This window comes from Oscillospiraceae bacterium (genome assembly GCA_015068645.1).
Classification (GTDB): Bacteria; Bacillota; Clostridia; order UMGS1840; family UMGS1840; genus SIG452.
Genome location: SVKD01000017.1, coordinates 1 through 25,182, shown reverse-complemented (window position 1 = coordinate 25,182; position 25,182 = coordinate 1). Strand labels below are relative to the sequence as shown.

26 protein-coding genes and 1 riboswitch are annotated in these 25,182 nt (G+C 42.9%); of the genes, 15 read left to right on the top strand and 11 right to left on the bottom strand.

Annotated features, from left to right (window positions below; genetic code table 11):
* Window positions 1-148: 148 nt before the first annotated feature.
* From E7413_07935 to E7413_07925, 3 genes are all read right to left on the bottom strand, one after another.
* Window positions 149-757: an ECF transporter S component gene (locus E7413_07935; GenBank protein MBE7019786.1), complete on the bottom strand. Its 609-nt coding sequence runs from the start codon at window positions 755-757 to the stop codon at window positions 149-151.
* 8 nt (window positions 758-765) lie between these two features.
* Window positions 766-888: riboswitch (FMN riboswitch) on the bottom strand.
* Window positions 889-901: 13 nt separating this feature from the next.
* A complete protein-coding gene (locus E7413_07930; protein ID MBE7019785.1) occupies window positions 902-1,846 on the bottom strand; it encodes a hypothetical protein in 945 nt (314 codons plus the stop codon).
* A gap of 28 nt (window positions 1,847-1,874) precedes the next feature.
* Window positions 1,875-2,726 (bottom strand): TIGR00159 family protein, encoded by an 852-nt coding sequence (locus E7413_07925; protein MBE7019784.1) that lies wholly within the window; start codon window positions 2,724-2,726, stop codon window positions 1,875-1,877.
* A 184-nt stretch (window positions 2,727-2,910) separates the two neighbouring features.
* Here E7413_07925 and murA point away from each other — a divergent pair, with 184 nt between their 5' ends.
* The gene (murA, locus tag E7413_07920) at window positions 2,911-4,164 is read left to right on the top strand and encodes a UDP-N-acetylglucosamine 1-carboxyvinyltransferase (GenBank protein ID MBE7019783.1); all 1,254 of its coding nucleotides are present in this window, start codon (window positions 2,911-2,913) and stop codon (window positions 4,162-4,164) included.
* A gap of 45 nt (window positions 4,165-4,209) precedes the next feature.
* Here murA and E7413_07915 read toward each other — a convergent pair whose 3' ends face one another.
* From E7413_07915 to E7413_07880, 8 genes are all read right to left on the bottom strand, one after another.
* A complete protein-coding gene (locus E7413_07915; protein ID MBE7019782.1) occupies window positions 4,210-4,434 on the bottom strand; it encodes an acyl carrier protein in 225 nt (74 codons plus the stop codon).
* Between the two features lie 54 nt (window positions 4,435-4,488).
* Window positions 4,489-5,481 (bottom strand): phosphate acyltransferase PlsX, encoded by a 993-nt coding sequence (gene plsX, locus E7413_07910; protein MBE7019781.1) that lies wholly within the window; start codon window positions 5,479-5,481, stop codon window positions 4,489-4,491.
* A 68-nt stretch (window positions 5,482-5,549) separates the two neighbouring features.
* Window positions 5,550-6,500, bottom strand: a complete 951-nt coding sequence (locus E7413_07905) for a ribose-phosphate pyrophosphokinase (protein MBE7019780.1) — start codon at window positions 6,498-6,500, stop codon at window positions 5,550-5,552.
* Window positions 6,497-7,177 carry a hypothetical protein gene (locus tag E7413_07900; GenBank protein ID MBE7019779.1) on the bottom strand — a complete coding sequence of 227 codons (681 nt, stop codon included), beginning with the start codon at window positions 7,175-7,177 and terminating at the stop codon, window positions 6,497-6,499. Before E7413_07900 ends, E7413_07905 begins: the two co-directional genes overlap by 4 nt.
* Before the next feature lie 201 nt (window positions 7,178-7,378).
* Window positions 7,379-7,660, bottom strand: coding sequence for a septation protein SpoVG (locus E7413_07895; protein MBE7019778.1), 282 nt, complete (start codon window positions 7,658-7,660; stop codon window positions 7,379-7,381).
* Between the two features lie 282 nt (window positions 7,661-7,942).
* A complete protein-coding gene (locus E7413_07890) occupies window positions 7,943-8,596 on the bottom strand; it encodes a hypothetical protein (protein ID MBE7019777.1) in 654 nt (217 codons plus the stop codon).
* A gap of 16 nt (window positions 8,597-8,612) precedes the next feature.
* Entirely contained in the window at window positions 8,613-9,404 is a 792-nt protein-coding gene (gene proC, locus E7413_07885) for a pyrroline-5-carboxylate reductase (protein ID MBE7019776.1), read from the bottom strand.
* Window positions 9,405-9,421: 17 nt separating this feature from the next.
* Window positions 9,422-10,609 (bottom strand): HD domain-containing protein, encoded by a 1,188-nt coding sequence (locus tag E7413_07880; protein MBE7019775.1) that lies wholly within the window; start codon window positions 10,607-10,609, stop codon window positions 9,422-9,424.
* A gap of 221 nt (window positions 10,610-10,830) precedes the next feature.
* Between E7413_07880 and E7413_07875 the strand changes: the two genes are divergently transcribed.
* The 14 genes from E7413_07875 (at window position 10,831) to E7413_07810 (ending at window position 25,008) form a co-directional block, all read left to right on the top strand.
* Window positions 10,831-11,748 (top strand): aspartate carbamoyltransferase catalytic subunit, encoded by a 918-nt coding sequence (locus tag E7413_07875; protein ID MBE7019774.1) that lies wholly within the window; start codon window positions 10,831-10,833, stop codon window positions 11,746-11,748.
* A 17-nt stretch (window positions 11,749-11,765) separates the two neighbouring features.
* Window positions 11,766-13,034 carry a dihydroorotase gene (locus E7413_07870; GenBank protein ID MBE7019773.1) on the top strand — a complete coding sequence of 423 codons (1,269 nt, stop codon included), beginning with the start codon at window positions 11,766-11,768 and terminating at the stop codon, window positions 13,032-13,034.
* Window positions 13,035-13,049: 15 nt separating this feature from the next.
* Entirely contained in the window at window positions 13,050-13,958 is a 909-nt protein-coding gene (pyrF, locus tag E7413_07865; protein ID MBE7019772.1) for an orotidine-5'-phosphate decarboxylase, read from the top strand.
* A 39-nt stretch (window positions 13,959-13,997) separates the two neighbouring features.
* Window positions 13,998-14,774 carry a dihydroorotate dehydrogenase electron transfer subunit gene (locus tag E7413_07860; GenBank protein ID MBE7019771.1) on the top strand — a complete coding sequence of 259 codons (777 nt, stop codon included), beginning with the start codon at window positions 13,998-14,000 and terminating at the stop codon, window positions 14,772-14,774.
* A complete protein-coding gene (locus tag E7413_07855; GenBank protein ID MBE7019770.1) occupies window positions 14,774-15,682 on the top strand; it encodes a dihydroorotate dehydrogenase in 909 nt (302 codons plus the stop codon). Before E7413_07860 ends, E7413_07855 begins: the two co-directional genes overlap by 1 nt.
* 55 nt (window positions 15,683-15,737) lie before the next feature.
* Window positions 15,738-17,654: a threonine--tRNA ligase gene (thrS, locus tag E7413_07850; GenBank protein ID MBE7019769.1), complete on the top strand. Its 1,917-nt coding sequence runs from the start codon at window positions 15,738-15,740 to the stop codon at window positions 17,652-17,654.
* 24 nt (window positions 17,655-17,678) lie between these two features.
* Window positions 17,679-18,164, top strand: a complete 486-nt coding sequence (locus tag E7413_07845; protein MBE7019768.1) for an Lrp/AsnC family transcriptional regulator — start codon at window positions 17,679-17,681, stop codon at window positions 18,162-18,164.
* An 11-nt stretch (window positions 18,165-18,175) separates the two neighbouring features.
* Window positions 18,176-19,351, top strand: coding sequence for an aminotransferase class I/II-fold pyridoxal phosphate-dependent enzyme (locus tag E7413_07840; protein ID MBE7019767.1), 1,176 nt, complete (start codon window positions 18,176-18,178; stop codon window positions 19,349-19,351).
* Window positions 19,352-19,375: 24 nt separating this feature from the next.
* A complete protein-coding gene (gene trmL, locus E7413_07835; protein ID MBE7019766.1) occupies window positions 19,376-19,879 on the top strand; it encodes a tRNA (uridine(34)/cytosine(34)/5-carboxymethylaminomethyluridine(34)-2'-O)-methyltransferase TrmL in 504 nt (167 codons plus the stop codon).
* 13 nt (window positions 19,880-19,892) lie between these two features.
* Window positions 19,893-21,236, top strand: a complete 1,344-nt coding sequence (gene scfB / locus E7413_07830) for a thioether cross-link-forming SCIFF peptide maturase (GenBank protein ID MBE7019765.1) — start codon at window positions 19,893-19,895, stop codon at window positions 21,234-21,236.
* A 12-nt stretch (window positions 21,237-21,248) separates the two neighbouring features.
* Entirely contained in the window at window positions 21,249-21,809 is a 561-nt protein-coding gene (locus E7413_07825; protein MBE7019764.1) for a dephospho-CoA kinase, read from the top strand.
* Window positions 21,810-21,827: 18 nt separating this feature from the next.
* A complete protein-coding gene (locus E7413_07820; GenBank protein MBE7019763.1) occupies window positions 21,828-23,177 on the top strand; it encodes an aminopeptidase in 1,350 nt (449 codons plus the stop codon).
* 385 nt (window positions 23,178-23,562) lie between these two features.
* On the top strand, window positions 23,563-24,447 hold the full coding sequence (locus tag E7413_07815; protein ID MBE7019762.1) for a GTPase Era: 885 nt from the start codon (window positions 23,563-23,565) through the stop codon (window positions 24,445-24,447).
* A 12-nt stretch (window positions 24,448-24,459) separates the two neighbouring features.
* Window positions 24,460-25,008, top strand: coding sequence for a manganese efflux pump (locus E7413_07810; protein MBE7019761.1), 549 nt, complete (start codon window positions 24,460-24,462; stop codon window positions 25,006-25,008).
* Window positions 25,009-25,182: the final 174 nt, after the last annotated feature.

Genomic DNA, 25,182 nt, shown 5'->3' with positions numbered 1-25,182 from the left:
ACGGGACCCATTTATGGGTAGTAAGTAGTAATTGCATGGCTGGCAGGCCAATAAAAAACGCACTTGTGCGTTGCCAGTAATATTAGGGCTATGCCCGAAAATGAAAAACCCCCCGTTACACGGGGGGATATTTATTCGTTGTCTGATTTTATGCTGATTTTCCATGGAGGATGGGGGATAAACGTTTGTAAATCAAAAAAGCGAATGCCACGTTGATCAGTCCCTTTGCTAAGGTAAAGGGGAAATTCATGTAAATTAAGGCAGACCATAAGTCCGTCACAGCAGGATTGATTGCGCGATACATTCCCAGGATGATATCCATACCGTTATTCCCATCTTTTGACATCATAACAGCATACATGGGATATACAATGTAATAGTTGGTGAAAATTCCAACAAGCGCCATAGAGAATGCACCGGTTAGCGACCCAATCAGTGCGCTTTTTCTGTTTTTCTTTATCTGATATAGCCATGCTGCAGGTGTCACAAACAGCACGCTTAACAGAAAATTAGAGAGTGCACCTACCCAACCTGCACTTCCGAAGAAGATGTTAAACAGAATGTTTTTGATAAAACAAACTGCCACGGCGTACAAAGGGCCGAATGCAAAGCCTGCAAGGAGTGCCGGGAGATCCGAAAAGTCAAGCTTGATAAAAATCGGCATCAAGGGAATGGAAAAACCAATCAATGACAGCACAATGGAGATAGCGGCAAGTAATGCCGTTACGGTTAGTTTTCTTGTTTTGATGTTTGACATAGCGATAATTTTCCTTTCTTTCATCCTGACTATAACGGTCGGTATCGGAGTTTCACCGATTCAGCTTTTTGGGAAAAAAGCACGTGGACTTTACCACCGGTCGGGAATTTCACCCTGCCCTGAAAGTATATTTCGTTTTTTTTTTTACTGTTCATTAGGTTGCAGAAGTCTTACAACCAAGTCTTTGGAATCGGATCTTACTACACCCTCCGGCAAATCCAGCACCACGGGATAAGCGCTCAAAGGATGAGTCGGATTATACGAAATGGTTCCGTATATTACATTAATAGTATCTAGATCTTCTTCACGCATTGCCACTTCAATTTCTGAGTGGTTCAGTTCATAGTTGTCCAGCAGATTTTCCGGTATATTTGCCAATTCCACCTGAACGGTTTTTCTCCGTAATACAGGAACATACACGTTAACATCATCTACAATAGACAGAGATAAGTCAGCAAGTTCGTTGCCGTTTTGGTCTACAGGAACTCCCTTGAAAGGACCATTGATATCCGAGGTAACATTGGTCATATCTACATGCACCATAATTTTGCTGACATTGTTTGCTTTTAATGCAGGGAGTTTTACTTTTACTTTTTCCGGAGTGATTTCCGTGTTTTCGGTATCAATATAGTATTTGCTGTCCAGTTTGCCGTCATAAGAAATCTGAATTTCTTTTTCTTCCACAATCATATGGTCCACAGACAGAGAAATATTGCTGGGACTGTGGGAAATAATATCAATGTTGGCATCACTGGTAAGAACTTTTACGGGCAGACTGTGATTTCCTGCCTCTTTTACAGCAGAAACATCCACCGTAGCCGTGATCGAAGAATCTTTTACCGCTTTAATGTAAGATCGTTTGGTGGAAATGGTTACGCTGGCAATCATACTGTCTGTGGGGTCACCGATTACCAGATCGGCATTGTTGATTCCTGCTTCACCGGTGATAGTGATGGGAATTTCCAACACATCATAACTGATTTCAGGATTTTGTGCCAGTTGTACGAAGGCCCATAATAATATGGCAAGAATTACAGAAAACACTTTCAGCATGGTGTTTCGTTTGACTGCTTCCAGAATTTTTTTCATACGGACCTCCTATCATTTTCATTTTTTATTATTTTTTCTTAATTTTTTTCACAATGTTCTTTAAGTTCGTCTGTTTTTGATTTTCATCCTTTAAAAGCAGTTTGGATAATGCTTCTTTCAATACGACGGGACTTAGGTTTCTGGTTAAGCCACCGTTACATGCCAAAGAAATTTTCCCGGTTTCCTCTGAAACAATCACAGAGATGCAATCGCTGCTTTCAGTAATTCCAAGACCTGCACGGTGACGGGTACCCAATTCAGATTCCAGATTGTCATTCTGGGAAAGGGGTAAGAAGCAGGATGCTGCTTTCACTTTGCCGTCTCCGATGATGACTGCACCATCGTGGAGAGGTGCTTTTGGATAGAAAATATTGTTTAAAAGCTCGGTGGAAACATCTGCATTCAATGGGATTCCTGTGCCGATAATATCACCGATTTTTGTGCTTTGCTCAATAATGATCAATGCTCCGATTTTTTTTTCAGACAGCGATTTTGCAGAGTTGGTGATGGCATCAATCATTTTGTGCGTGGGACTGGATGCTTCGTCACCTTCAAAATTGAAAAAGGATACACCGCTTTTTCCCACACGTGCCAAAGCGGAACGGATTTCCGGTTGGAACAATACAAACACCGCTAAAAGCCCTACTTGCATTGTATTTTGCAGAATGAAGTTTAACGTGTTTAATTTGAACATTTTGGATAATTGCACAAATACCATCAGGAATACAATTCCTTTTAAAACCTGCACGGCTCTGGTATCTTTAAAAAATTTGGCAATCTGGTAAATTAAGTATGCAACAATGATAATATCAATGTAATCTGCCAAACGAATCGTGGAGAGAATATTGACTCCTGAAGAAAAAAATACCTCAAGCGGCATCGTCTGTCACCTCCGATCTGATGATATAGACATAAAAAATACACTTCTTCATCTCTATTATACTATGTTTCCAGTCAAATGTCACGAACTTTTTTTTTACAATTTTGTTACAAATCTACAGCGTATTTTTTCAAATTTCGAGGCAATACTATGTTTGAATGAATGATGACAGGAGAATGAAGCGGTGCCGAAAATTAAAATTACCGGGAAACAACCATTGCATGGAGAAATCAAAATCAACGGTTCCAAAAATGCGGCGTTGCCGATTCTGGCGGCAACACTACTTTGTGAAGAACCTTGCTTTATAAAAAATGTGCCTCCGATTACAGATATTTTTCATATGAAAAGTTTGCTGGAAGAGACCGGCAAGCAGAGTGAATTTCAAAAAGAATTTTTTTTGACAGAGGCATCGGGAGAACTTTCTCCTTTTGCGTCTTATCAGTTTGCCAACCGATTGCGGGCTTCGTTTCTGGTGGCGGGACCTTTGCTGGCAAAAACGGGAGCTGCACAGGTCAGTTATCCCGGGGGATGTCCCATTGGTGCTAGGCCGGTGGATTTGCATTTGAAAGGATTTCAAAAGCTGGGTGCATCTGTTCGCACCGAAAACGGGTATATTACCATGAAGGCGGAGAAGCTTCGCGGGAATAAGATTTATCTGGATGTTCCCAGTGTTGGTGCCACAGAAAACCTGATGATGACTGCCACGTTAGCTAAGGGGACCACGGTAATTGAAAATGCAGCGGCGGAACCTGAAATTGTTGATCTCGCCACATTCTTAAACCGGATGGGTGCCCGGGTGGAAGGGGCTGGAAGTGATACCATAACCATTCGCGGTGTGGAAAAGCTTTCAGGATGTGAGCACACGGTGATTGCTGACCGTATTGAAGCGGGAACCTATCTGATTGCTGCAGCGGCAACCGGCGGCAAGGTGACGGTAACTGATGTGATTGCGGAACACTTAAATCCCGTTGTGGCAAAACTGCGGGAAACCGGTGCTCACGTTACGGTAAAGGGTTCTTCTGTGACGGCGGAAGGGAAATCAAATTATAAAGCTGTGGATATCAAAACTATGCCGCATCCCGGATTTCCAACCGATTTGCAGGCCCAGTTCTGTGCTTATCTTTCCGGTGCAAAAGGAACATCCGTGATTACCGAGACGATTTTTGAAAACCGTTTTATGCATATCGGTGAGTTGATGCGTTTGGGGGCAAAAATTATCACGGAGGGACGTACTGCAGTGATTGAAGGCACTAATCAATTAAACGGTGCACAAGTGGTTGCAGGAGATTTACGGGGTTCTGCTGCGCTGGTTATTGCGGGATTGATGGCAGATGGTGTTACCATACTGGAAGATGGCGGACATTTGTTTCGCGGTTATTACCATATGGTGGAAAATCTTCGGAAATTGGGAGCTTCAATTGAACTGTATGAGCAATAAAAAAAGACTGCAGAAGCAGTCTTTTTTACTATATTTTGGCGTAAATTACGCATTTTCTTTTAAGTAATTTACCACGTCGGACACGGTGCTGATTTTTTCAGCTGCATCATCGGGAATGTCGATTCCGAATTCATCAGAAAATGCCATTACCAATTCCACCACATCCAAAGAGTCGGCACCTAAGTCATCCACTAAAGTAGCTTCGGGAGTAACCTTATCTTCGTCAATGCCCAACTGTTCAACGATAATATCTTTTACCTTATCGAACATGTTGTGTTTCATCCTCCTTTATATACAAATATATTTTTATCAAACAAAAGAAAATCAAGAAAGGTGATTGCGGATTTTCCCGCATACATCTTTCTCTGCTAAAGTGGCTGCAAATAAGATTGCATTTTTATATGCCACACGGTCAGAATTGCCGTGTGCCTTCACCACAGGAGCGTTTAATCCCAACAAGGGGGCTCCTCCTACTTCTTTGGCGTCCATCATCTTTTTCACGCGGGAAAGACCGGGTTTTAAGATGGCGGCAGCCAGTTTGGTCAAGCTGTTTTGGTAAAACACCTCTTTTAAGAAATAAAACAGTGTTTGTGCGGTGCCTTCCAAGGTTTTTAAGGTGATATTCCCCGTCCAGCCGTCACTTACCAGCACCTCGGCATCGCCGTTTAACACATCTCTGGCTTCAATGTTGCCCACAAAACGAATCGTTCCTTCTTTTTGCAATAATTTGTGAGCTTCCACCACGGTGGAGGTCCCTTTGTGATGTTCCACACCGATGTTGATGAGACCTGATTTGGGGTTTTTGATGCCTAAAAGTTCTTTGGCATACACGGTACCCATCATAGCGAACTGAGGATAAAATTCAGGCTTGCATTCTGCATTGGCACCCACATCCACAATCACAGCTTTTCCTTTTTTAGTGGGAATGGTGGGGCACAACGCTGCCCGTTTAATTCCGCGGATTCGCTTGATGATGAGGGTGGCGCCGGTTAAAACGGCACCGGTATTGCCTGCGCTGACAAAGGCATCGCCTTTTTGTTCGCTGACCAATCGAAGACCAACCACCAAAGAAGAATCTTTTTTCTTTTTGATGGCTGAAATCGGATCGTCTTCATTCTCCACAATTTCAGTGGTAGCCACAAAACTCATACGGCTGGGAACAGTTTTTTTCTCATTTTCTATTATTTTGCGAAAAGCCTGCTCGTCACCGGTTACAATCAGCTCTAAGTCTTGCTTTTCTTCTAAGGCAGCAATACACCCGAATAAAATTTCTTCCGGTGCAAAGTCACCACCAAAGCCGTCCACAACAATTCTCATAAGAGCCTCCTACTATGTATGAATCTTAATAAATCATATTTTTCTGTTTGGCAAACATACCAATGATTTTACACAAACAGAGTACTAACGGATAAATCTTCGTAAATTCTGTCAATCGCTTCTGCAAACACATTTGCGGAGGACAGCACGGTAATTTTATCCAGCATTTTTTCCGGGGGCAGAGGAATGGTATCCAGCACAATCATTTCTTCAATAGGAGATTCCTTAATTCTTTCGATTGCCGGACCGGAGAATACCGCGTGGGAACAACCCACAATGATTTTTTTTGCGCCTCTTTCTTTTAAGGCATTTGCTGCGTGCACGATGGTGCCTGCGGTATCAATCATATCGTCAATCATGATAACATTTTTATCTTTGATGTCACCGATGATGTTCATGACTTCGGAAACATTTGCTTTGGGACGACGTTTGTCAATAATTGCTAACGGAATATCCAAACGTTCTGCATAGTATCTTGCGCGGGTAACGCTGCCCAGGTCGGGGGAAACCATAACAGTGTCTTCGGTGTTAATATGTTCTGCAAAATAGGGGCATAAAATTGCGGAACCCAGCAAATGGTCCACGGGAATATTGAAAAATCCCTGAATCTGCGCTGCATGTAAGTCCATTGTCAGCACTCTGTCTGCTCCTGCAGCGGTAATCAAATCTGCAACCAGTTTTGCAGAAATGGGATCTCTTGCTTTTGCTTTTCTATCTTGACGTGCATATCCGAAATAGGGAATTACTGCGGTGATTCTGCCTGCGGAAGCACGTTTGAAAGCATCAATCATGATGAGAAGTTCCATTAAATTGTCGTTCACGGGATTGCAGGTGGACTGCACCACGAACACGTCGGAACCTCTGACGGTTTCAAAAATATTTACCGAAATTTCACCGTCTGAAAAATGTTTTACGGTGGATTGTCCCACAGATAATCCTAAATTGGAAGCAATATCTGCGGCTAATTTCGGATTGGAATTTGCTGAAAAAATCTTGATGTCTTTCCCGTGTGTAATCATTTGTTTAAATACCCCTTTCTTTTGACCCATCCCATTTTGTTTTCTTGCTTTGCTCTGGCAATTGCCAAAGCGCCTTCCGGCACGTTTTGGGTGATGGTGCTGCCGGCGGCTGTATATCCAAGGTCGCCCACAATAACGGGAGATACCAAATTGGTATTACATCCGATAAAGGCGTGGTCGCCTATTTTGGAACGAAATTTTTCTTTGCCGTTGTAATTTGCCACAACGCTTCCACAACCGAAGTTGCAACCCTTTCCCACATCGGAATCGCCGATATAGGTTAAATGAGAGACTTTGCTGCCTTCTCCGATGATTGCATTTTTAATTTCACAGAAATCTCCGATTTTGGCATTGTTTTTGATATGTGCATCAGGTCTCAGATACGCAAACGGACCGATTTTCACTCCGTTTTCCACCGTGGCCTTTGTTAAATGGGAAGACAGGATTTCGTTATCGTTTCCGATCATACAGTCTTCTATCACGGTGTTGGGACCGATCACACAGTTTGTCCCGATTACGGTTTTTCCGAAAATCACAGTGTTTGGCAGGATTTTTGTACCTTGCCCAATGATCACTTCTTCTCCGATATAGCAGGTGGACGGAGCATATAAAACCACGCCGGATTCTGCCAGACGGTGATTGGTTTTCGTTTGCACTTGCATATTGATAAATTTCATCAAATAACCTCCCGTATTTTAAAAAACTTACGGTTTTCGGTGCAGAGGAGGTTGTTGTATGAGAATGTGTTCTGTTGCGAAAACCAAAAAAATTTACACACACATTATTAGTATACAACCTTTCTCGATAAAATTCAAGGGATTTTTTGAAGAAAAATGAAAAAAGTGGATAATTTTTTGATTATCCACTCTTTATCATCCCTATTCTTCTATCTCCGTGGGCATTTCTGCCAGTGCTTCTTCATATTTTGCCAGAATTAAGGTTTGCAATTCATCCCGCAGTTCAGTGTTAATCGGATGAGCGATGTCTTTGAATTCGCCTTCGGCGGTCTTTCTGGAGGGCATAGCGATGAACAGTCGTTCTTTCCCTTCGATTACTTTGATATCATGCACAACAAAGCAATTATCCAAGGTAACGGAAACCACTGCTTTCATCTTGCCGACAGAGCTGACCTTCCGAACTCTGACGTCAGTGATTTGCATAGTTTTTCCCCTTTGGTACCAATTAAGGAAGAACATCGCAATTCTTCCCATTGACACCCCTTTTCATTTTTATCATCGACATTGTACAACACAATTCTTGTTTTGTAAAGACTTTTTTTGAAATTCGGCAAAATGCTTATTTTCACAATATCAAACTGTCCTTATTGCACAAGAATCCAGTAATTTCAATGGTTTTCAAGCGTTTTTTAACGCGTGTCCACGCTGGAAAAACACCAAAAAAGTTCATATCATCGATATAAATGTCATAATTTTGTTCTTATGTTACGGCCGAATTCCCGGGTACGCATTGAAAACTCCCACCACTTTTTTCCAGGCAACTTTTTCTTCGTCAGTCCATTTTTCGTGCGTATTGCGATAATCACTTTTTCGTTTGATTTCTGAAAGCTGTTGGTTTAAGTTTTTATATTTTTCCATGGTTGCTTCCACCAGTCGGGTTACGGTTTTCTTGTTGGCGAATCGGATTTTCTGAATGCTTACCAAGTGAGGTACGCAGAGGATACTGCTTCCTGATTCATAGCGGGAAGCAAACTCTTCATTTTTATAAAATTCCAAAAAAGCCTTGGTGTAGTCATCGTCGTTGGATTTCTGAATATTGCAGAAGAAGCATTCTTTGTGTTCGCTACGGTCAGTTTTGGATTTTTTGTCGGGAACATCTTTCATCACGTTGTTCATAAAATCGTGATATAAAATGGCGTGGGACAACGGGTCTCCCAGCTCTAATAAACGGTGCGCGTGGAAATTACAAAAACCGTTGGTCCATTCAATTTTTGCTCGGGTATGCGGGGTGTTGATGCCTTCATGTAAAAAACGCTCTAAGGCTTCTGCCAGGCGGAATTCCGTGAAATCGCAAATGGGGCAGACACCCTTTTGCATACGATTTGTCAGTTCTTCGTAGATAATTTCTTTGCTATCCAAAATTCGACTTCCTCTCTTACTTTTTCAGTTCTAATGCACGACGGGTACATTCTGCCATGGCATCATCAATCAATTGATAAAAATCGTGTTCTTTTAAGTGGTTCACCGCTTCAATGGTAGTGCCGCCTTTGGAGCATACCTTATCCACCAAAATATCGGCAGGTTCATTGGAAGACAGTAACAGTTTTGCTGCACCAAGCACCGTTTTTCCTGCCATCCGAAGAGCTGTTTCGTAGGGAATTCCCTGGCGTTCTCCTGATTTTGCCATAGCGTCAATCATCATATACACATAGGCGGGGGAGGAGCCGGAAACTGAAATAATGGCATCCATTTTATCCTCGGGTAACTCGTGGATTTCAGAGAATGCGGAAAGTAATTGTTTCACCGTTTCATATTCTTCATCTGTCACGTTTTCGCCTCTGCAAACGGCGGTAACACCTTCTCCTACCAAAGCGGGCGTATTAGGCATGGTACGAACTACTTTGGTGGTATCAGCAAGCTTCTTTCTCAAAAAATCTGTGGTGATACCGGGGGCAACAGTGATATAAATTTTATCGGAAAATTCCTTTAAATCCGCAAGAACTGCTTCATAAAACTGGGGTTTTACGGTTAAAAAAATATAGTCAGAATTCTCTGCAGTCACTTTGTTATCGGTGGAGGTATTGATACCTTTTTCTTTGTATTTTGTAAGCTGATTTTCTGAGATGTCGCTCACATACACATCAGATGTTGCAACAATACCTGATGCCAAAATGCCGTCAATCATGGCACCGCCCATATTGCCGGTACCGATAAATCCGATTTTCATTTTTTGAATATCCTTTCTCAATTAAAGTAGGGGGTATAGACAAGGGGCGATTTTTTATCGGGGAACAGATGTTCGTAAAGCTCAATAAAATAATCGTCCGTCATACTTGCCATATAGTCGATTACCATCTGGTCAATGGTGGTTTCTTCTTGGTAATTGTTTTGTCGGTAGTATTTTCCGTGTTCTGCCACAAAATCCAGATGATGATGAAAAATAGGGGAAGTGGTGCGGTTATTTGCAAGGTCTTCCCGTAATTTTTCGTATAGTTCACGGAACATAGGTTTCAGCAACACTTCAATTTCTTTCACACGCTTGCTTCCGTATATCAATCGGTAGTTTTCTTCCTTGATTTTGGATAATGCTAAAAACGATTCCTCGTCCATTGCAATGCAATCTTTTCCGTAGCTTTTTTCAATGATATTGACACATAAATTGTTGATAATCATGGCATTGTGTTTGCCTAAAGAGGTTTCGGAAAACAGTTCTTCTGAAGAAAGTGTTTCGGTTTTTAAGGCATCCTGACGATCTTTTCCTAAGTAGGCAATCAGATCACAGATTTTTACCACACACCCCTCTTTGGTAGAGGGTGTCAGTTTTTTCACGGCACCTTCGGTTACATAGCAGCTTTCCACTTTTTCGTCAAATTCCGAAAAATCAAAAAGGGGAGCGGTACGGTATTCTTTTTGCTCCATTTCACCGTTGTGACACAAGATTCCGTCTAAGGTCTGAAGAGAAATGTTGTGTCGGAAAATCCCGTCCAAAACCCTGACACTATGCACATTGTGGTGGAATTGTCTGCCTGTATATTCTAGGGACAGTTCGTTTAAAAAGTGTTCTCCTGCGTGACCGAAAGGAGTGTGTCCGATGTCGTGCCCTAAGGCGATGGCTTCAATCAAATCTAAGTTTAATCCCAACATTCTGCCAATGTTTCGGGCAATTCGGGATACTAATTGCACGTGAAAAGCACGGCGACTGATGTCGTCGTTTTTATAAAAGGCAAACACCTGGGTTTTGTCGGTGTATCGGTTGTAGTAAGGGGAGTGCATAATCTTTTCCACATCCCGAAGATAACAGCTTCTCCACAGAGACGGCGTATCGTGGTTTGGATCTCTTCGGATAGCCGTGTTTTCCAAGATGTAACTGCCTTTAAAGTCCTTGCGGATTTTTTCCTGCAACTCCTCTGACAGAGTTTGATATAAATTCATAAAAAATTCCTCTCAGATTCCAAGGATTCTTCCATTTTAGCATAAGGGAAAAGATTTGTCAATTTGAAACAGGGAAAAGGTGGCGAAAAACCTATAAAAAACACGAAAAAAATGGGTCAAAACTATAGACAAACAAAAAATGATGTGCTATACTATATAAGTATAATTTTGTGTTTTTTTATAGATGAACCATAAATGGGAAGGAGTCGAACTTAAGGATTATGAAATTTGAAAAAGACTTACTGGGCATTCAAAATTTAGATGCCGACCAGATTCATTACATTCTGAACAAAGCAAAAGAGATGAAAAAAATTATCTTCTCCGATTGCAAAAAAGCCACTAACTTAACAGGAAAATCGGTGATGACCCTGTTTTATGAAAACAGCACCCGAACCCGAACTTCCTTTGAACTGGCATCCAAATATCTGGGAGCGATTGCATCCAATATGGCGGTATCCTCCAGCTCTGTAAAAAAGGGCGAAACCTTAATCGACACCACCCGAACTTTAAATGCTATGGGCAATGACTGTTTTATCATCCGTCACGAAAATGCGGGTGCACCTCATCTGGTTGCACAAAACGTGAGCGCGTCCGTCATCAATGCAGGGGACGGTATGAACGAACATCCCACTCAGGCACTGTTGGATTTTTTCACCATGTATGAAAAGATGGGCACTGTGGAAGGCAAAAAGATTGCCATCATTGGTGATATTTATCACAGCCGTGTGGCAAGAAGCGATACCTACGGTTTGTTAAAATTAGGTGCCGAAGTGGTAATGGCAGGTCCCAGAACTCTGCTTCCCAACGATTTGGAAAGCTTAGGCGTGAAAATGTACACCGATGTGGACAAGGCAATCCGTGATGCCGACGTGGTAATGCCTCTGCGACTCCAACTGGAACGTCAGAAAAACTGTTTTTTCCCGTCGGGATATGAATATGCGAAATATTTCGGCGTCAACGAAGAACGGATGAAATTAGCCAAAGAAGGTGCGCTGATTATGCATCCCGGTCCGGTAAACCGTGGACTGGAACTGCAGTCTCTGCTGTACTCTCCTGATAAATCCGTAATTGATGAGCAGGTAACCAACGGGGTGGCAGTTCGTATGGCAGTGCTGGACACCTTCATCAACCGTGCATAAAGAGAGGAGACAAATATATGACCATTTTATTAAAAAATCTGAGTGTTGTATCCACCGAAGCTGTAACCGAACATCAGGATATTCTGATTACAGACGGTGTGATTACCAAAATTGAAACCAATATCACCGACTCGGCTGATCAGGTGATTGACTGTGCAGGCAAAACTGCATTTCCCTCCTTCTTTGATATGCATACCCATATGAGAGACCCGGGCTTTACCTACAAAGAAGATATCGAATCCGGCACCAAAGCAGCGATGCACGGCGGTTTCTGGGGAGTTGCGGCAATGCCCAACACCAACCCTGTTACCGATAACGTGCCCGTTGTGGAATATATCATCAACAAAGCAAACAAATTTGGTTATGCCAAAGTGTTTCCCGTAGCGGCAATCACCAAAGGTTTAGAAGGCAAAGAATTAACCGAAATTATGGAATTAAAAGCACACGGTGTGGTTGCTATTTCCGATGACGGAAAACCCGTGTCCGATTCCAACACTATGCGTCAGGCACTGCGTTATGCCGATATGGCGGGAATGCCCGTGGTTTGCCATAGTGAGGATTTATCCTTGGTAAACGGCGGTGTGATGAACGAAGGAGCAACAGCTGACCGTCTGGGTCTTCGCGGAATTCCCCGTGCGGCAGAAGAAGTGGCAATTGCAAGAGAAGTGATTATAGCAAAAACTTACGATGTGCCGGTGCATATCACCCATATCAGCACCAAAGGAAGTGTGGATTTCATCCGTAACGCGAAAAAGGAAGGGGTAAAAGTGACTTGTGACACTTGTCCCCACTATTTCTCCTTAACCGACGAAGCTTGCGAAGGTTACGACACTCACGCAAAAATGAATCCTCCTTTGCGCGAAGCATCAGATGTGGCGGCAATGATTGAAGGTTTGCAGGATGGCACTATTGATGCGATTGCAACCGACCACGCTCCTCATCATTTTGACGAAAAGAAAATTGAATTTGACCACGCCTTAAACGGCATTATCGGATTAGAAACCTCTTTTGCAGTGGGTTGCACCTATCTTTACAAAACAGGAAAACTCACTCTGCCCCAGCTCGCAAAACTGATGGCAGACACCCCCTGCAGAATTTTAAATATCACCCCTGCCCAAATCAAGGTGGGTGAAACCGCAAACATCACCGTTTGTGATTTGAACGAAACCTGGGTACCCACTCCCGAAAACACCGTTTCCAAAAGCAAAAACTCTCCCTACTACGGAAAAGAGTTAACAGGAAAGGTAAAAATTGTAATCACCGACGGTAAGCTGAAACTCTCTTAAGAAAGGAATGATCCGATGAAAGAATTATTAAATAAAATCCAAACAATGAATAATCCCACCGTGGCAGGTTTAGACCCGGTGTTATCCTATATCCCGACCCACATTTTGGAAAAAGCAGAAAAAGAGCATGGCAAAACCTTTAAAGCTGCAGCAGAAGCAATTTTGGAATTCAACAAAGGCTTAATGGATGCGTTATGTGACATTGTGCCTGCGGTAAAACCCCAGTCTGCATACTACGAAATGTACGGCTTGGAAGGCATCCGTGCTTACTATGAAACCATCAAATACGCCAAAGAAAAAGGCTTTTATGTGATTGCAGACGGCAAACGTAACGACATCGGTTCCACCTCTGATGCCTATGCAACTGCATACTTAGGAAAAACCCAGTTGTTTGGGGAAGCAGACAGAGCTTTTGAACCCGATTCTTTAACTGTAAACCCCTACTTGGGAAGTGACGGTATTCTTCCCTTCGTAAAACGTTGCGAAGAGTTTGATAAAGGCATCTTCGTATTGGTAAAAACCTCTAATCCCTCCAGCGGTGAACTGCAGGACTTGGTGTTAGACGGCGAAGAAATTTATGTGAAAGTTGCTAAAATGGTAAACAAATGGGGCGAATCCACCATCAACGATTTAGGATATTCCTCCGTTGGTGCTGTTGTGGGTGCAACTTATCCCGAACAGTCCAAAAAGCTTCGTGCCATTATGCCAAACACCGTGTTCTTGGTACCCGGTTACGGCGCACAGGGCGGCACTGCAAAAGATATTGCCCATCTGTTTGATAAAGACGGTATGGGCGCTGTGGTAAATTCCAGCCGTGGCATTATGTGTGCTTATCAGAAAGCAGGTGCCGACGGGGAAGCGTTTGCAGAGTTCGCAAGAAAAGAAGCAATCCGTATGAAAGAAGATATCACCTCTGTTTTTTAATTTTTTTGGTAAACAGAAGATTGTGAGGTTTTATAAACTATGGCAGATTTAAAAAAATATCAAGTTACCGAAGCCAAAATCATCAAAATGGAAAACCTTTGCGGCACCATTTATGATGTGACGGTTGAAAATGAATATCTGGCACAAGCATCAAAATGCGGACAGTTTGTGCATATTGATTGCGGAGAACAGTTTGTGCTCCGTCGCCCCATCAGTATTTGTGAAGTAACTGACACGGGGATTCGCTTTATCTTTGATGTCCGCGGAAAAGGCACATTAAAATTATCCGAAAAAAAGGTGGGAGACACCCTGGATATTTTAGGTCCTTTGGGCAACGGCTTCACCGTGGGTGACAAAAAAGCGTTGTTACTCGGCGGCGGCATCGGTGTGTATCCCTTATTTGAACTGGCAAAGCAGTTAAAAACCTGCGATGTGGCACTAGGGTTTCGTACCAAAGATTTAGTGACATTGGAAAATGAATTCAAAAACCAATGCGATAACTTATATATCGCCACCGATGACGGTTCCTACGGATTTCACGGAAATGCCCTCCAGGCGGTGAAAGAAAAATTAGAAGGCGGCGCTTATGAAGCGGTGTATGCTTGCGGACCTCTGCCCATGTTAAAAGCATTGAAAGCCATTACCGATAATCTGGGCATCTTCTGTGAAATTTCCATGGAAGAACGGATGGGTTGCGGTATCGGTGCTTGTCTGTGTTGCAATATCAAAGTGGAAGACGACGGGGAAGAAGGTTTTAAACATCTTCACGTTTGTAAAGACGGTCCCGTGTTCAATGCGAAGGAGGTGCAGTTTTAGTGGCAAACTTAAAAGTGAACTACTTAGGGGTAGAATTTAAAAATCCTGTGGTAACTGCATCGGGTACCTTCGGGTTCGGGATGGAATATAACGAGCTCTATCCCATCGAAAAATTAGGCGGTATCACCGTAAAGGGATTAACCTTAAACGAACGTCAGGGCAATCCCGCCCCCAGAATTTTTGAAACCACCGGCGGTATCTTAAACAGTGTGGGACTTCAAAATCCCGGCGTTCGCCATTTCGCACAGAAGATTATGCCCGAACTGAAAAAACTGGATTTAAAAATTATTGCCAATGTTTCGGGAAGCACCTTTGCCGATTATGTGGAAGCCTGCAAAATCGTGGATGCTTCAGGAGCAGACATCATTGAATTAAATGTTTCCTGCCCCAACGTGAAGCAGGGCGGTGCCGCATTCGGTACCAATCCCGACACGGTGTTTGAAATCACCAAACTGGTGAAAGAAGCCATCTCCACACCCCTTTGCATTAAGCTCTCTCCCAATGTGACGGATATTGCATCCATAGGTCAGGCGGCAATGGATGGCGGTGCAGACGGCTTATCCTTAATCAACACCGTTTCCGGTATGGCAATTGATTTAAAAACCAGAAAACCTGTGTTCCATAATATTGTGGCAGGGTTATCCGGTCCTTGCGTAAAACCCATTGCAGTGCGTTCTGTGTATCAGACCTATGCCAAAACCAAAGCTCCCATCATTGGTATGGGCGGTATTGCAACCGGTGAGGACGCAGTGGAATTTATGGCGGCAGGTGCCACCTTGGTATCCATTGGAACGATGAATTTTAAAGACCCCTTCACTCCCTTAAACGTGATTGACTCTTTAAACACCTATTTAGATAAAAACGGCATTGCCGATGTGAATGACCTCATCGGTTGTGCACATTCCTAGAAACATCACATCAGACGAAAATCCCCCGAAAATATAGAGAAAAGAGATTGAGAACATGATTAAAGTAAATTTATCAAACGTGTCTGCTCCCGTATCCGTGTTTGAAGCGGTAAAAGCAGAAAATCCCGACGTGTTAAAAGGCATCTTATGTGCCGAAGTGAACGGTAAAGTGGTTGGCTTATCCGAAGAAATTTCCGAAAACGGCGAAATCACTCTGTTTGATTTTTCCGATCCCGAAGGTAAGAAAGCCTATTGGCATACCACCTCTCACGTGTTGGCAGAAGCGGTGAAGATTTTATATCCCGAAGCAAAACTGGCAATCGGTCCCGCAACCGATAACGGTTTCTACTATGATTTTGATTATGACCCGGGCTTCACCAATGAAGACTTGGCAAAAATCGAAAGCCAGATGAAAAAAATCATCAAGAAAAATACCCGCTTGAACCGTTACACCTTATCCCGTGCAGAGGCACTGGAAAAAGTGAAAGACGAACCCTACAAAGTGGAACTTATTAACGATCTGCCGAAAGACAGTGAACTGTCTTTCTATGAACAGGGCGACTTTACCGACCTGTGTGCAGGTCCTCATCTGACCTTTGTGGGTGCTATCAAAGCATATAAACTCTTATCCATCACCGGTGCATACTGGAGAGGTGATGAAAAAAATAAAATGCTCCGCCGTATTTACGGTATTTCTTTCCCCACCAGAGAAGAACTGGATGCCCATATCACTCAGCTGGAAGAAGCAAAAAAACGTGACCACAACAAATTGGGCAGAGAACTGGAATTATTCACCACTGTGGATACCATCGGTCAGGGCTTACCCATTATGCTTCCCAAAGGTGCAAGAGTGGTGCAGTTACTCCAGCGTTGGGTAGAAGACGAAGAACAGAAACGTGGCTGGATGCTCACCAAAACTCCCTTAATGGCAAAAAGCGATTTATATAAAATCTCCGGTCACTGGGATCATTACAAAGACGGTATGTTCGTAATGGGCGATGAAGAAACCGACGACGAAGTGTTTGCACTGCGTCCCATGACTTGCCCCTTCCAGTATCAGGCATTCTTAAATCGTGGCCGTTCCTACAGAGACCTGCCTATGAGACTGGCAGAAACCTCCACCTTATTCAGAAATGAAGCATCCGGCGAAATGCACGGCTTGATCCGTGTGCGTCAGTTCACCATTTCCGAAGGTCACTTAATGTGTACTCCCGATCAGTTGGCAGACGAATTCAGAAACTGTCTGGATTTAACCAACTATATGTTAAAAACCTTAGGCTTATATGAAGATGTGTCCTACCGTTTCTCCCAGTGGGATCCCGAAGATACCGAAAAATATATCGGTACTACTGAACAGTGGGACGAAGCCCAGGGCATTATGAAAGAAATTTTAGACGATATCGGTTTAGAATACAAAATCGGTGTTGGTGAAGCTGCTTTCTACGGTCCGAAACTGGACATTCAGATTAAGAATGTTCACGGCAAGGAAGACACCTTGATTACCATTCAGATTGACCAGATGCTGGCTGAAAAATTCGGTATGGAATATGTGGCGGCAGACGGCACCAAGAAAAACCCCTATATCATTCACAGAACCTCTATCGGTTGCTATGAAAGAACTTTGGCGCTGTTAATCGAAAAATATGCAGGTGCATTCCCCTTATGGTTAGCACCCGTTCAGTTAAAAGTGTTGCCCATTTCCGAACGTTTTGAAGAGTATGCGAAAAAAGTTACCGACGAGCTGATGATGGCAGGATTCCGTGTGGAATTGGATAACAGAAGCGAAAAAATCGGTTACAAAATCCGTGAAGCACAGCTTCATAAACTGCCCTATATGGTAATCGTGGGCGAAAAAGAAGCCGAAGAAGGCACCGTTTCCGTTCGTTCCAGAAAAGACGGCGACAAAGGCAGCCTGAAACTGGATGAATTTATCAAAGAACTGAAAGTGGAAAACGATACCAAAGCACGCTAGAACAAGTAGAAAGGATGAATTTTTATGGAATTTACCCGTAAAATTTTAAATTTGTTGGAACGAAACGCCACCTACACCACAAAAGACATTGCTGAGCTTTTGGGGGAAGATGAAATAAGTGTGGCAGAAGAAATTGCACGGTTAAAAGAAGAAGGCGTCATTTTAGGTGCCAAAACTTTAATCAACTGGGATATAATTGCTCCCGAGTTGACCGTTGCTCATATTGAATTGCGGGTAACTCCCCAAAAAGGAGAAGGATTTGATAAAATCGCCAGAGAAATTTATTCCTTTCCCGAAGTGCGTGATGTCACCTTAATGAGTGGCGGTTACGATTTGATGGTGACTGTGGTGGGGAACTCTATGAAAGATGTTGCCATGTTTGTTGGGGAAAAATTATCCACCTTAGACACCGTGGTTTCCACCGCAACTCACTTTGTGCTTAAAAACTATAAAGTAGACGGCGTGATTTACGCCGAAGAACCCAAAGATGAAAGGGTGATTACACTCTGATGAAAGATTCCATGGCAAACGAATTTCACCCGATCAATTTTGTAAATAAACAAGTGAGAAACATTCCTCCTTCGGGAATCCGTCGCTTTTTTGATATTGCGGCAACCATGGAGGATGTGATTTCCTTAGGTGTTGGGGAGCCCGACTTTGTGACTCCCTGGCATATCCGTTCCGAAGCGGTGAAATCTCTGGAAAAAGGGCGCACCTACTATACTGCCAATGCAGGTCTTTTGGAGCTTCGGAAAGAAATCACCAAATATATGGAAGAAACCATTCACGTTTCCTATGATTCTGCCAAAGAAATTGTGGTAACCGTTGGGGCAAGTGAAGCATTGGATGCCGCACTTCGTGCCTTAGTGGATCCGGGAGACGAGGTTTTGATTCCCGAACCCAGCTTTGTGTGCTACAAACCTTGCACCGTTTTGGCAGGCGGCATTCCCGTTCCCATTGAAACCAAGGCGGAAGACGGCTTTAAATTAACACCTGAGCTTTTAAGAAGCGCAATTACCGAAAAATCCAAAGTTTTGGTGCTTCCCTATCCCAATAACCCCACCGGGGGCATTATGACGGAAGAAGATTTATCCGCCATCGTTCCCATTATCAAAGAAGCAAATCTGATGGTGATTTCCGATGAAATCTATTCGGAACTAACCTACACCGGCAAACACGTTTCCATCGCCACTTTTGACGGTATGAAAGACAGAACCGTGGTGATTAACGGTTTTTCTAAAGCTTTTGCGATGACGGGTTGGCGATTGGGTTTTGCCTGCGCCCATCCTGATGTGATGGCGGCAATTGTGAAAATCCATCAGTACGGCATTATGTCGGCACCCACCTTTTCTCAGTATGCGGCAATTGAGGCATTAAGAAACGGCAGACCTGACATTGAGCGTATGAAAGAAGAATACAATATCCGCCGAAAATTTTTGGTGGATGCCTTAAACGATATGGGAATGACCTGTTTTAATCCCTACGGGGCCTTTTATGTGTTCCCGTCTATCAAAAAATTCGGCATGACTTCCGAAGATTTTTGTCAGACACTTTTGGCAGAACAGCGTTTAGCGGTAGTCCCGGGCACAGCATTCGGTGATTCGGGCGAAGGATTTGTGAGAATTTCCTATGCGTATTCTCAGGATAATATCAAAAAAGCATTAAAGCGGTTGGAAGCTTTTGCAAAGAATCATTAAAAGAGGGAAAAGTGAGCAAAAGATATGATTTTAAATATTGTGTTATTTGAGCCGGAAATTCCGCAGAACACGGGGAATATTGCCCGTACCTGCGCCGCAACGGGAGCAAAACTCCATCTGGTTGGTCCTATGGGATTCACCATTGACGATAAAAAATTAAAACGTGCAGGATTGGATTACTGGCACGATGTGGATATTACTTATTACGATAGCATCGCAGATTTTTATGAAAAGAATCAAAAGAATCAGGGCAAGATGTATTATTTAACCACCAAAGCGCCCCGTGATTACTCCGAAGCAGAGTTTGAAGACGGATGCTATCTCATTTTCGGGAAAGAAACTGCAGGGATTCCCGAAGAAATTTTGTTAGAAAACCAAGAAACCTGCCTGCGGATTCCCATGATTGGAGAAATTCGCAGTTTAAACCTTTCCAATTCGGTTGCCATTGTGGCGTATGAGGCTTTCCGTCAGGACGGATTTTCCCATTTCCGCTTGGAAGGAAAACTCACCAAATACGATTGGAAATAAAGGAGAAACCAAAATGATACATAAATATCAACTATTCGGAAATAATATTGTACTGGACATTTATTCCGGTTCCGTGCACGTAGTTTCCGATGCCGTGTATGACTTATTGGGCGAATATGAATTTGACGAAACGAAAATTTCCGAGGAAGTAAAAGCAAAATATTCCCAAGAAATTTTGGCAGAAGCTATCTCTGAAATCAAGGAATTAAAAGAGCAGGGAACCTTATATTCCCACGATATCTATAAACCTTTCCGTGACGCCAAAACCAAAACTCCGCCTGTAAAAGCGCTGTGCCTTCATATGGCACACGATTGTGACTTACGTTGCCGTTACTGCTTTGCGGGAACCGGTGCATTTCACGGGGTAAGAAGCATTATGCCCTTAGAGGTTGCCAAAAAAGCCATTGATTTTGTTATCGCAAAATCTCAGAACCGAAAAAATATTGAAATTGACTTTTTCGGCGGCGAACCCATGCTCAATTTTGATGTGGTGAAACAAACCGTGGAATATGCCAGAGAACAGGGCTTAAAACACGGCAAACATTTCCGTTTTACCATCACCACCAACGGTCTTCTTATTGACGAAGAACAGATGGCATATGTGAATAAAAATATGGATAATGTGGTGTTATCCTGCGACGGACGTAAAGAAGTTCACGATAAGAACAGAAAAACCGCCAAAGGGGAAGACACCTACGATAAAGTCATCGGCAAATTCCAAAAGATTGCCAACGACAGAAAACAGATGGATTACTATATCCGCGGTACCTTTACCAAAGACAACAAGGATTTCACCAATGACGTTCTGCACCTGGCAGATTTAGGATTTAAACAGATTTCCGTGGAACCTGTTACCTTAGACGAAAAATCGCCTATGGCAATCGGTTATGACGATTTGCCCGAAATTTTCGCTGAGTACGAAAAACTGGCAGAAGAAATCATCAAACGGGAAAAAAGCGGCGAAAATCGCTTTAATTTCTTCCATTTTATGATTGATTTAGATAACGGCCCCTGTGCATTACGCCGTATTTCCGGTTGTGGTGCAGGTTGCGAATATGCAGCGGTTACTCCCTCGGGAGACATTTTCCCCTGCCATCAGTTTGCAGATGAACCCGAATATAAAATCGGTAACGTGTTGGACGGCACTTACGAAATGCCCGAAGCTTTCCGTGACCGTGATATTTATACCGTAAAAGGTTGCGATTCCTGTTTTGCAAAATTCTATTGCAGCGCAGGTTGTAGCGCAAGTTCCTTAAAATACGAAAAAGATTTATACAAACCTTACGATATTGCTTGTCAGATGCAGAAAAAGCGTGTGGAATGTGCCATCGCTATCAAAGCGGCACTGGCAGAATAAGGGGTTGATGGTATGATTATCGGTGTTTACGGCAGAATCGGAAGCGGAAAAACCACTTTCTGCAATTATCTGCGCACCAAAGGATTTTATGTGATTAACGGCGATAAAATCAGCCGTGAAATTTTAATGCCGGGGAAAATCGGTTTATCGCAGGTGATAGATGCGTTCGGACATGAATATTTGAACGCAGACGGCACCTTAAACCGAAAAAAACTAGGAGAGTATGTGTTTTCTCATCCTGAAGCATTAAAGCGTTTAAACGCCATTACGCATCCTCTCATTACCGCTGAGGTAAAAGAGCAGATAGATGCCCACTCCCGTCAGCACATTGTGATTGAGGGGGCAGTGCTTTATGCCACCGATATCGTGAAATTCTGCGACAAAACCGTGGTGACAAAAAGCGATGCCACCCTAAAGCGGATTATGGCAAGAGATTTCCTTACGGAAGAGGAGGCGCTTTCCAGAATCAACGCCCAGGAAATTTACGAGCAGGCAGATTTTATCTTAGAAAACAACGGAACTCTCCCCGAGTTCTACCAAAAAATTGACAGGATGTTAGATAATATTCTGTAAGAAAGAGAAGTGGAAACAATGAAAAAAGAACACTTATTCAAAAAACATAAAGGAACCGACTATCAGGCAAAAGCGGAAGCTTTTTGCGAGGATTACAAACAGTTTTTAACGGTTGCCAAAACCGAGCGTCTCTCGGTGGAATATTTTGAAGCAAAAGCTAAAGCAAACGGATTTTTTAATATTGCAGACAAAACAGATTTGAAAGCAGGGGATAAAGTTTATTATATCAATAAAAACCGTTCCGCTGTGTTTGCAATCATCGGGGAAGAAGACTTGGAAGCAGGCATCAACTTGGTTGCCGCACATATCGACTCCCCCCGTTTGGACTTGAAACCTGCACCGGTAACTGAAGAAGGCGGCTTTTCCTATCTTCGCACCCATTACTATGGCGGCATTAAAAAATACCAGTGGGTTGCAACCCCTCTGGCGTTATATGGCGTGGTGGTAAAGAAAAACGGTGAAACCGTGAAAATTGCTATCGGTGACGGGGAAAACGACCCCATCTTTATGGTGACGGATTTATTGCCACACTTGGCATCCAAACAGATGACTCAGAAAATGACCGAAGGCATCCCCGGTGAAAAACTGATGGTGTTATCCGGTTCCAATCCCGATTTGGATGCAGAAAGCGAAGAAGTAAAAACTGCATTATTAAAAATTTTAGAAGAAACGTATAACATTACTGAAGAAGATTTCTACTCTGCGGAAATCGAGGTGGTGCCTGCAGGTGCAGCCCGTGATTTAGGGTTTGACCGCAGTATGGTGGCATCCTACGGTCATGATGACAGAGTGTGTGCCTACACTGCTTTCCAAGGTCTTTTGGAAACGAAAGCTCCTAAGAAAACAGCAGTTGTGTTATTAGCCGACCGTGAAGAAGTGGGCAGTATGGGCAATTCCGGTATGCAGTCCAGATTTTTAGAATACTTTTTAGAAGAATTAAAACCGAATGTTCGCATCAATAAGGTGATGGCAAACACCATGTGTTTATCTTCCGACGTGGCAGCAGCATACGACCCCATGTATGCAGAAGTGTATGAAAAACAGAATTCTCCCATTTTCGGATGCGGTCTGACTCTCCTTCGTTACACCGGTTCCCGCGGAAAAGGCGGCTCTTCCGAAGCAAGTGCGGAACTGGTTGCAAAACTCAGAAAACTCTTTGACGATAACGATATTGCCTTCCAGTTTGCCGAACTCGGTAAAGTGGACGAAGGCGGTGGCGGAACCGTTGCTCAGTATATTGCAAACCTGGGTGCCGATGTTATCGACGCAGGTGTGGCGCTTCTTTCGATGCACGCACCCTACGAAATAGCACATAAAGCAGATATATACGAAGCGTATCGTTCCTATATTGCTTTTATGGGGGCTTGAAAAACTGCGCATAATCTCCCAATCGCACCGCTCGCAGTATAATATATACAGCTTCGGGTTCGATTGGAAAATTCTGCATCAGTTTTTCTTCACCTTGGAAGAGAAAATGGCTTGATAAATGGCGCCAAATGGGTTAACTTCACCACTCGGCGTACCGTTATGCTGTACGCAGTACTACGCCTTCTGGTAACCCCTAACGGGTTCAGTTTCCCCATTTTGCATCCATTTCTCTGCACCTTGGTAGTGGAAATCGATTTATAAAATTCTGCGCACCTTGGGTAGAGACGCATTTGAATGAAGAACCATGTTTGATAATAAAAAACCTCCCTCTGACGAGGGAGGTGGATTTAGCAAAGCAAAAGACGGAGGGAGAGATAAAAAACCTATGACAAGATCAGGTTTCGTTGCCTTGGTGGGGCGTCCTAACACGGGAAAATCCACCTTACTTAACAGCATTATCGGAGAAAAAGTGGCAATCGTGTCCTATCGCTCCCAGACCACCCGTAATCGGATTGTGGGCATTTTAACCCAGGGAGATGACCAGATTGTGTTCACGGACACTCCCGGCATTCATACCCCTAAAACTCGCTTGGGTGAGGAAATGATGTCGGCGGCAAACGGTGCAGTGGCAGATTGCGATTTGACCGTTTTGGTGGCTGAACCCCGTTTCCCCGGTGATATTGAAAAGAAAATTATTGAGAATTTTAAGAAGAACAATATTCCTGCCATTTTGGTATTAAATAAAATTGATACCATTCCCAAGGAAAAATTGCTTCCCGTAATTTTGGAATACTCCAAGCTGTATGATTTTATTGAAGTGATTCCTGTTTCTGCTTTAAAGAGAGACGGGATTGACCTTTTAATCAGCATTTTAAAAGATCATCTCATTGAGGGCCCTTTCTTCTATCCTGAAGATATGAAGACGGATACTGACCCTCGTATGCAGATTTGCGAAATCATCCGTGAAAAATTATTAAAACTGCTAAATGAAGAAATTCCTCACGGTCTGGCATTGGAAACCGTACAGATGGAAGAAACCAAAACCCTCTTAAAATGCGGTGTGAACATCTATTGTGAGCGTGACGGACACAAGAGAATTATTATCGGAAAAGAAGGTTCTTTCCTTAAAAAAATCGGTACGATGGCAAGAGAAGAGCTGGAAAAGAAATATGGCAAAAAGGTTCACTTGGAACTTTGGGTCAAGGTGAATCGTGATTGGCGAAATAATATTTATAAAATCCGCACCTTCGGACTTTCCGATGTGGAATAAAAGGAACTACATATGAATTTTACTGATATTATTATGATTGGCATCGGGCTTAGTATGGATGCTGTTGCCGTTTCTTTAACCAATGGTATGGTTTATCGTATAGGGCACGACAAAAAGTTTATGATGCCCGTGTTTTTCGGGATTTTTCAGGGACTAATGCCTTTACTTGGATATTTTACCGGAGAATTGTTTGCAGAATGGCTGACCCGCTATTCAGGATTGATTATTTTTTTGATTTTAGGGTTCTTAGGGGCCAAGATGCTAAAAGAAGGGGTTTCCAACGAAAAAGAAGAGCAGAAAGAACAAACAAAAATGACCTACGGCATCTTATTTATGCAAGCCATTGCCACCAGCATTGATGCTTTTGCGGTAGGAATCGCATTCTGTGCGAAATGTATTCCCATTTGGTCTTCAGCGGGAATTATCTGCTTAACTACCTTCATCTGCAGTATGATTGCCGTATTATTAGGCAAAAAATTCGGCAAACTTTTAGGAAAAAGAGCCGAAATATTTGGTGGTGCCATTTTGATTTTATTGGCATTAAAAGCTATTTTATTTTAAAATTTGTATCAAAAAACACTGTGAAAAAATTTCACAGTGTTTTTTTCTTGGTGTCTTTAGGCGTGGAGATAAACCCCCAGTTCTACTGGGGGAAGATAAAAAAGCTTTAGCAAAAGAAAAACCTTCATGATATAATAGTAAATGGTTTGGCGACCGCATTACTAAAAAATATCA

Coding starts and splice junctions, on each gene's coding strand:
- scfB (MBE7019765.1), top strand. CDS start 19,893: ATGATACATAAATATCAACTATTCGGAAATAATATTGTACTGGACATT.
- E7413_07895 (MBE7019778.1), bottom strand. CDS start 7,660: ATGCAAATCACTGACGTCAGAGTTCGGAAGGTCAGCTCTGTCGGCAAG.
- E7413_07870 (MBE7019773.1), top strand. CDS start 11,766: ATGACCATTTTATTAAAAAATCTGAGTGTTGTATCCACCGAAGCTGTA.
- E7413_07860 (MBE7019771.1), top strand. CDS start 13,998: ATGGCAGATTTAAAAAAATATCAAGTTACCGAAGCCAAAATCATCAAA.
- E7413_07825 (MBE7019764.1), top strand. CDS start 21,249: ATGATTATCGGTGTTTACGGCAGAATCGGAAGCGGAAAAACCACTTTC.
- E7413_07815 (MBE7019762.1), top strand. CDS start 23,563: ATGACAAGATCAGGTTTCGTTGCCTTGGTGGGGCGTCCTAACACGGGA.
- E7413_07880 (MBE7019775.1), bottom strand. CDS start 10,609: ATGAATTTATATCAAACTCTGTCAGAGGAGTTGCAGGAAAAAATCCGC.
- trmL (MBE7019766.1), top strand. CDS start 19,376: ATGATTTTAAATATTGTGTTATTTGAGCCGGAAATTCCGCAGAACACG.
- E7413_07840 (MBE7019767.1), top strand. CDS start 18,176: ATGGCAAACGAATTTCACCCGATCAATTTTGTAAATAAACAAGTGAGA.
- E7413_07900 (MBE7019779.1), bottom strand. CDS start 7,177: ATGAAATTTATCAATATGCAAGTGCAAACGAAAACCAATCACCGTCTG.
- E7413_07935 (MBE7019786.1), bottom strand. CDS start 757: ATGTCAAACATCAAAACAAGAAAACTAACCGTAACGGCATTACTTGCC.
- E7413_07820 (MBE7019763.1), top strand. CDS start 21,828: ATGAAAAAAGAACACTTATTCAAAAAACATAAAGGAACCGACTATCAG.
- E7413_07845 (MBE7019768.1), top strand. CDS start 17,679: ATGGAATTTACCCGTAAAATTTTAAATTTGTTGGAACGAAACGCCACC.
- E7413_07905 (MBE7019780.1), bottom strand. CDS start 6,500: ATGATTACACACGGGAAAGACATCAAGATTTTTTCAGCAAATTCCAAT.
- E7413_07930 (MBE7019785.1), bottom strand. CDS start 1,846: ATGAAAAAAATTCTGGAAGCAGTCAAACGAAACACCATGCTGAAAGTG.
- proC (MBE7019776.1), bottom strand. CDS start 9,404: ATGAAAATCGGATTTATCGGTACCGGCAATATGGGCGGTGCCATGATT.
- E7413_07875 (MBE7019774.1), top strand. CDS start 10,831: ATGAAATTTGAAAAAGACTTACTGGGCATTCAAAATTTAGATGCCGAC.
- pyrF (MBE7019772.1), top strand. CDS start 13,050: ATGAAAGAATTATTAAATAAAATCCAAACAATGAATAATCCCACCGTG.
- E7413_07810 (MBE7019761.1), top strand. CDS start 24,460: ATGAATTTTACTGATATTATTATGATTGGCATCGGGCTTAGTATGGAT.
- plsX (MBE7019781.1), bottom strand. CDS start 5,481: ATGAGAATTGTTGTGGACGGCTTTGGTGGTGACTTTGCACCGGAAGAA.
- thrS (MBE7019769.1), top strand. CDS start 15,738: ATGATTAAAGTAAATTTATCAAACGTGTCTGCTCCCGTATCCGTGTTT.
- E7413_07915 (MBE7019782.1), bottom strand. CDS start 4,434: ATGTTCGATAAGGTAAAAGATATTATCGTTGAACAGTTGGGCATTGAC.
- E7413_07925 (MBE7019784.1), bottom strand. CDS start 2,726: ATGCCGCTTGAGGTATTTTTTTCTTCAGGAGTCAATATTCTCTCCACG.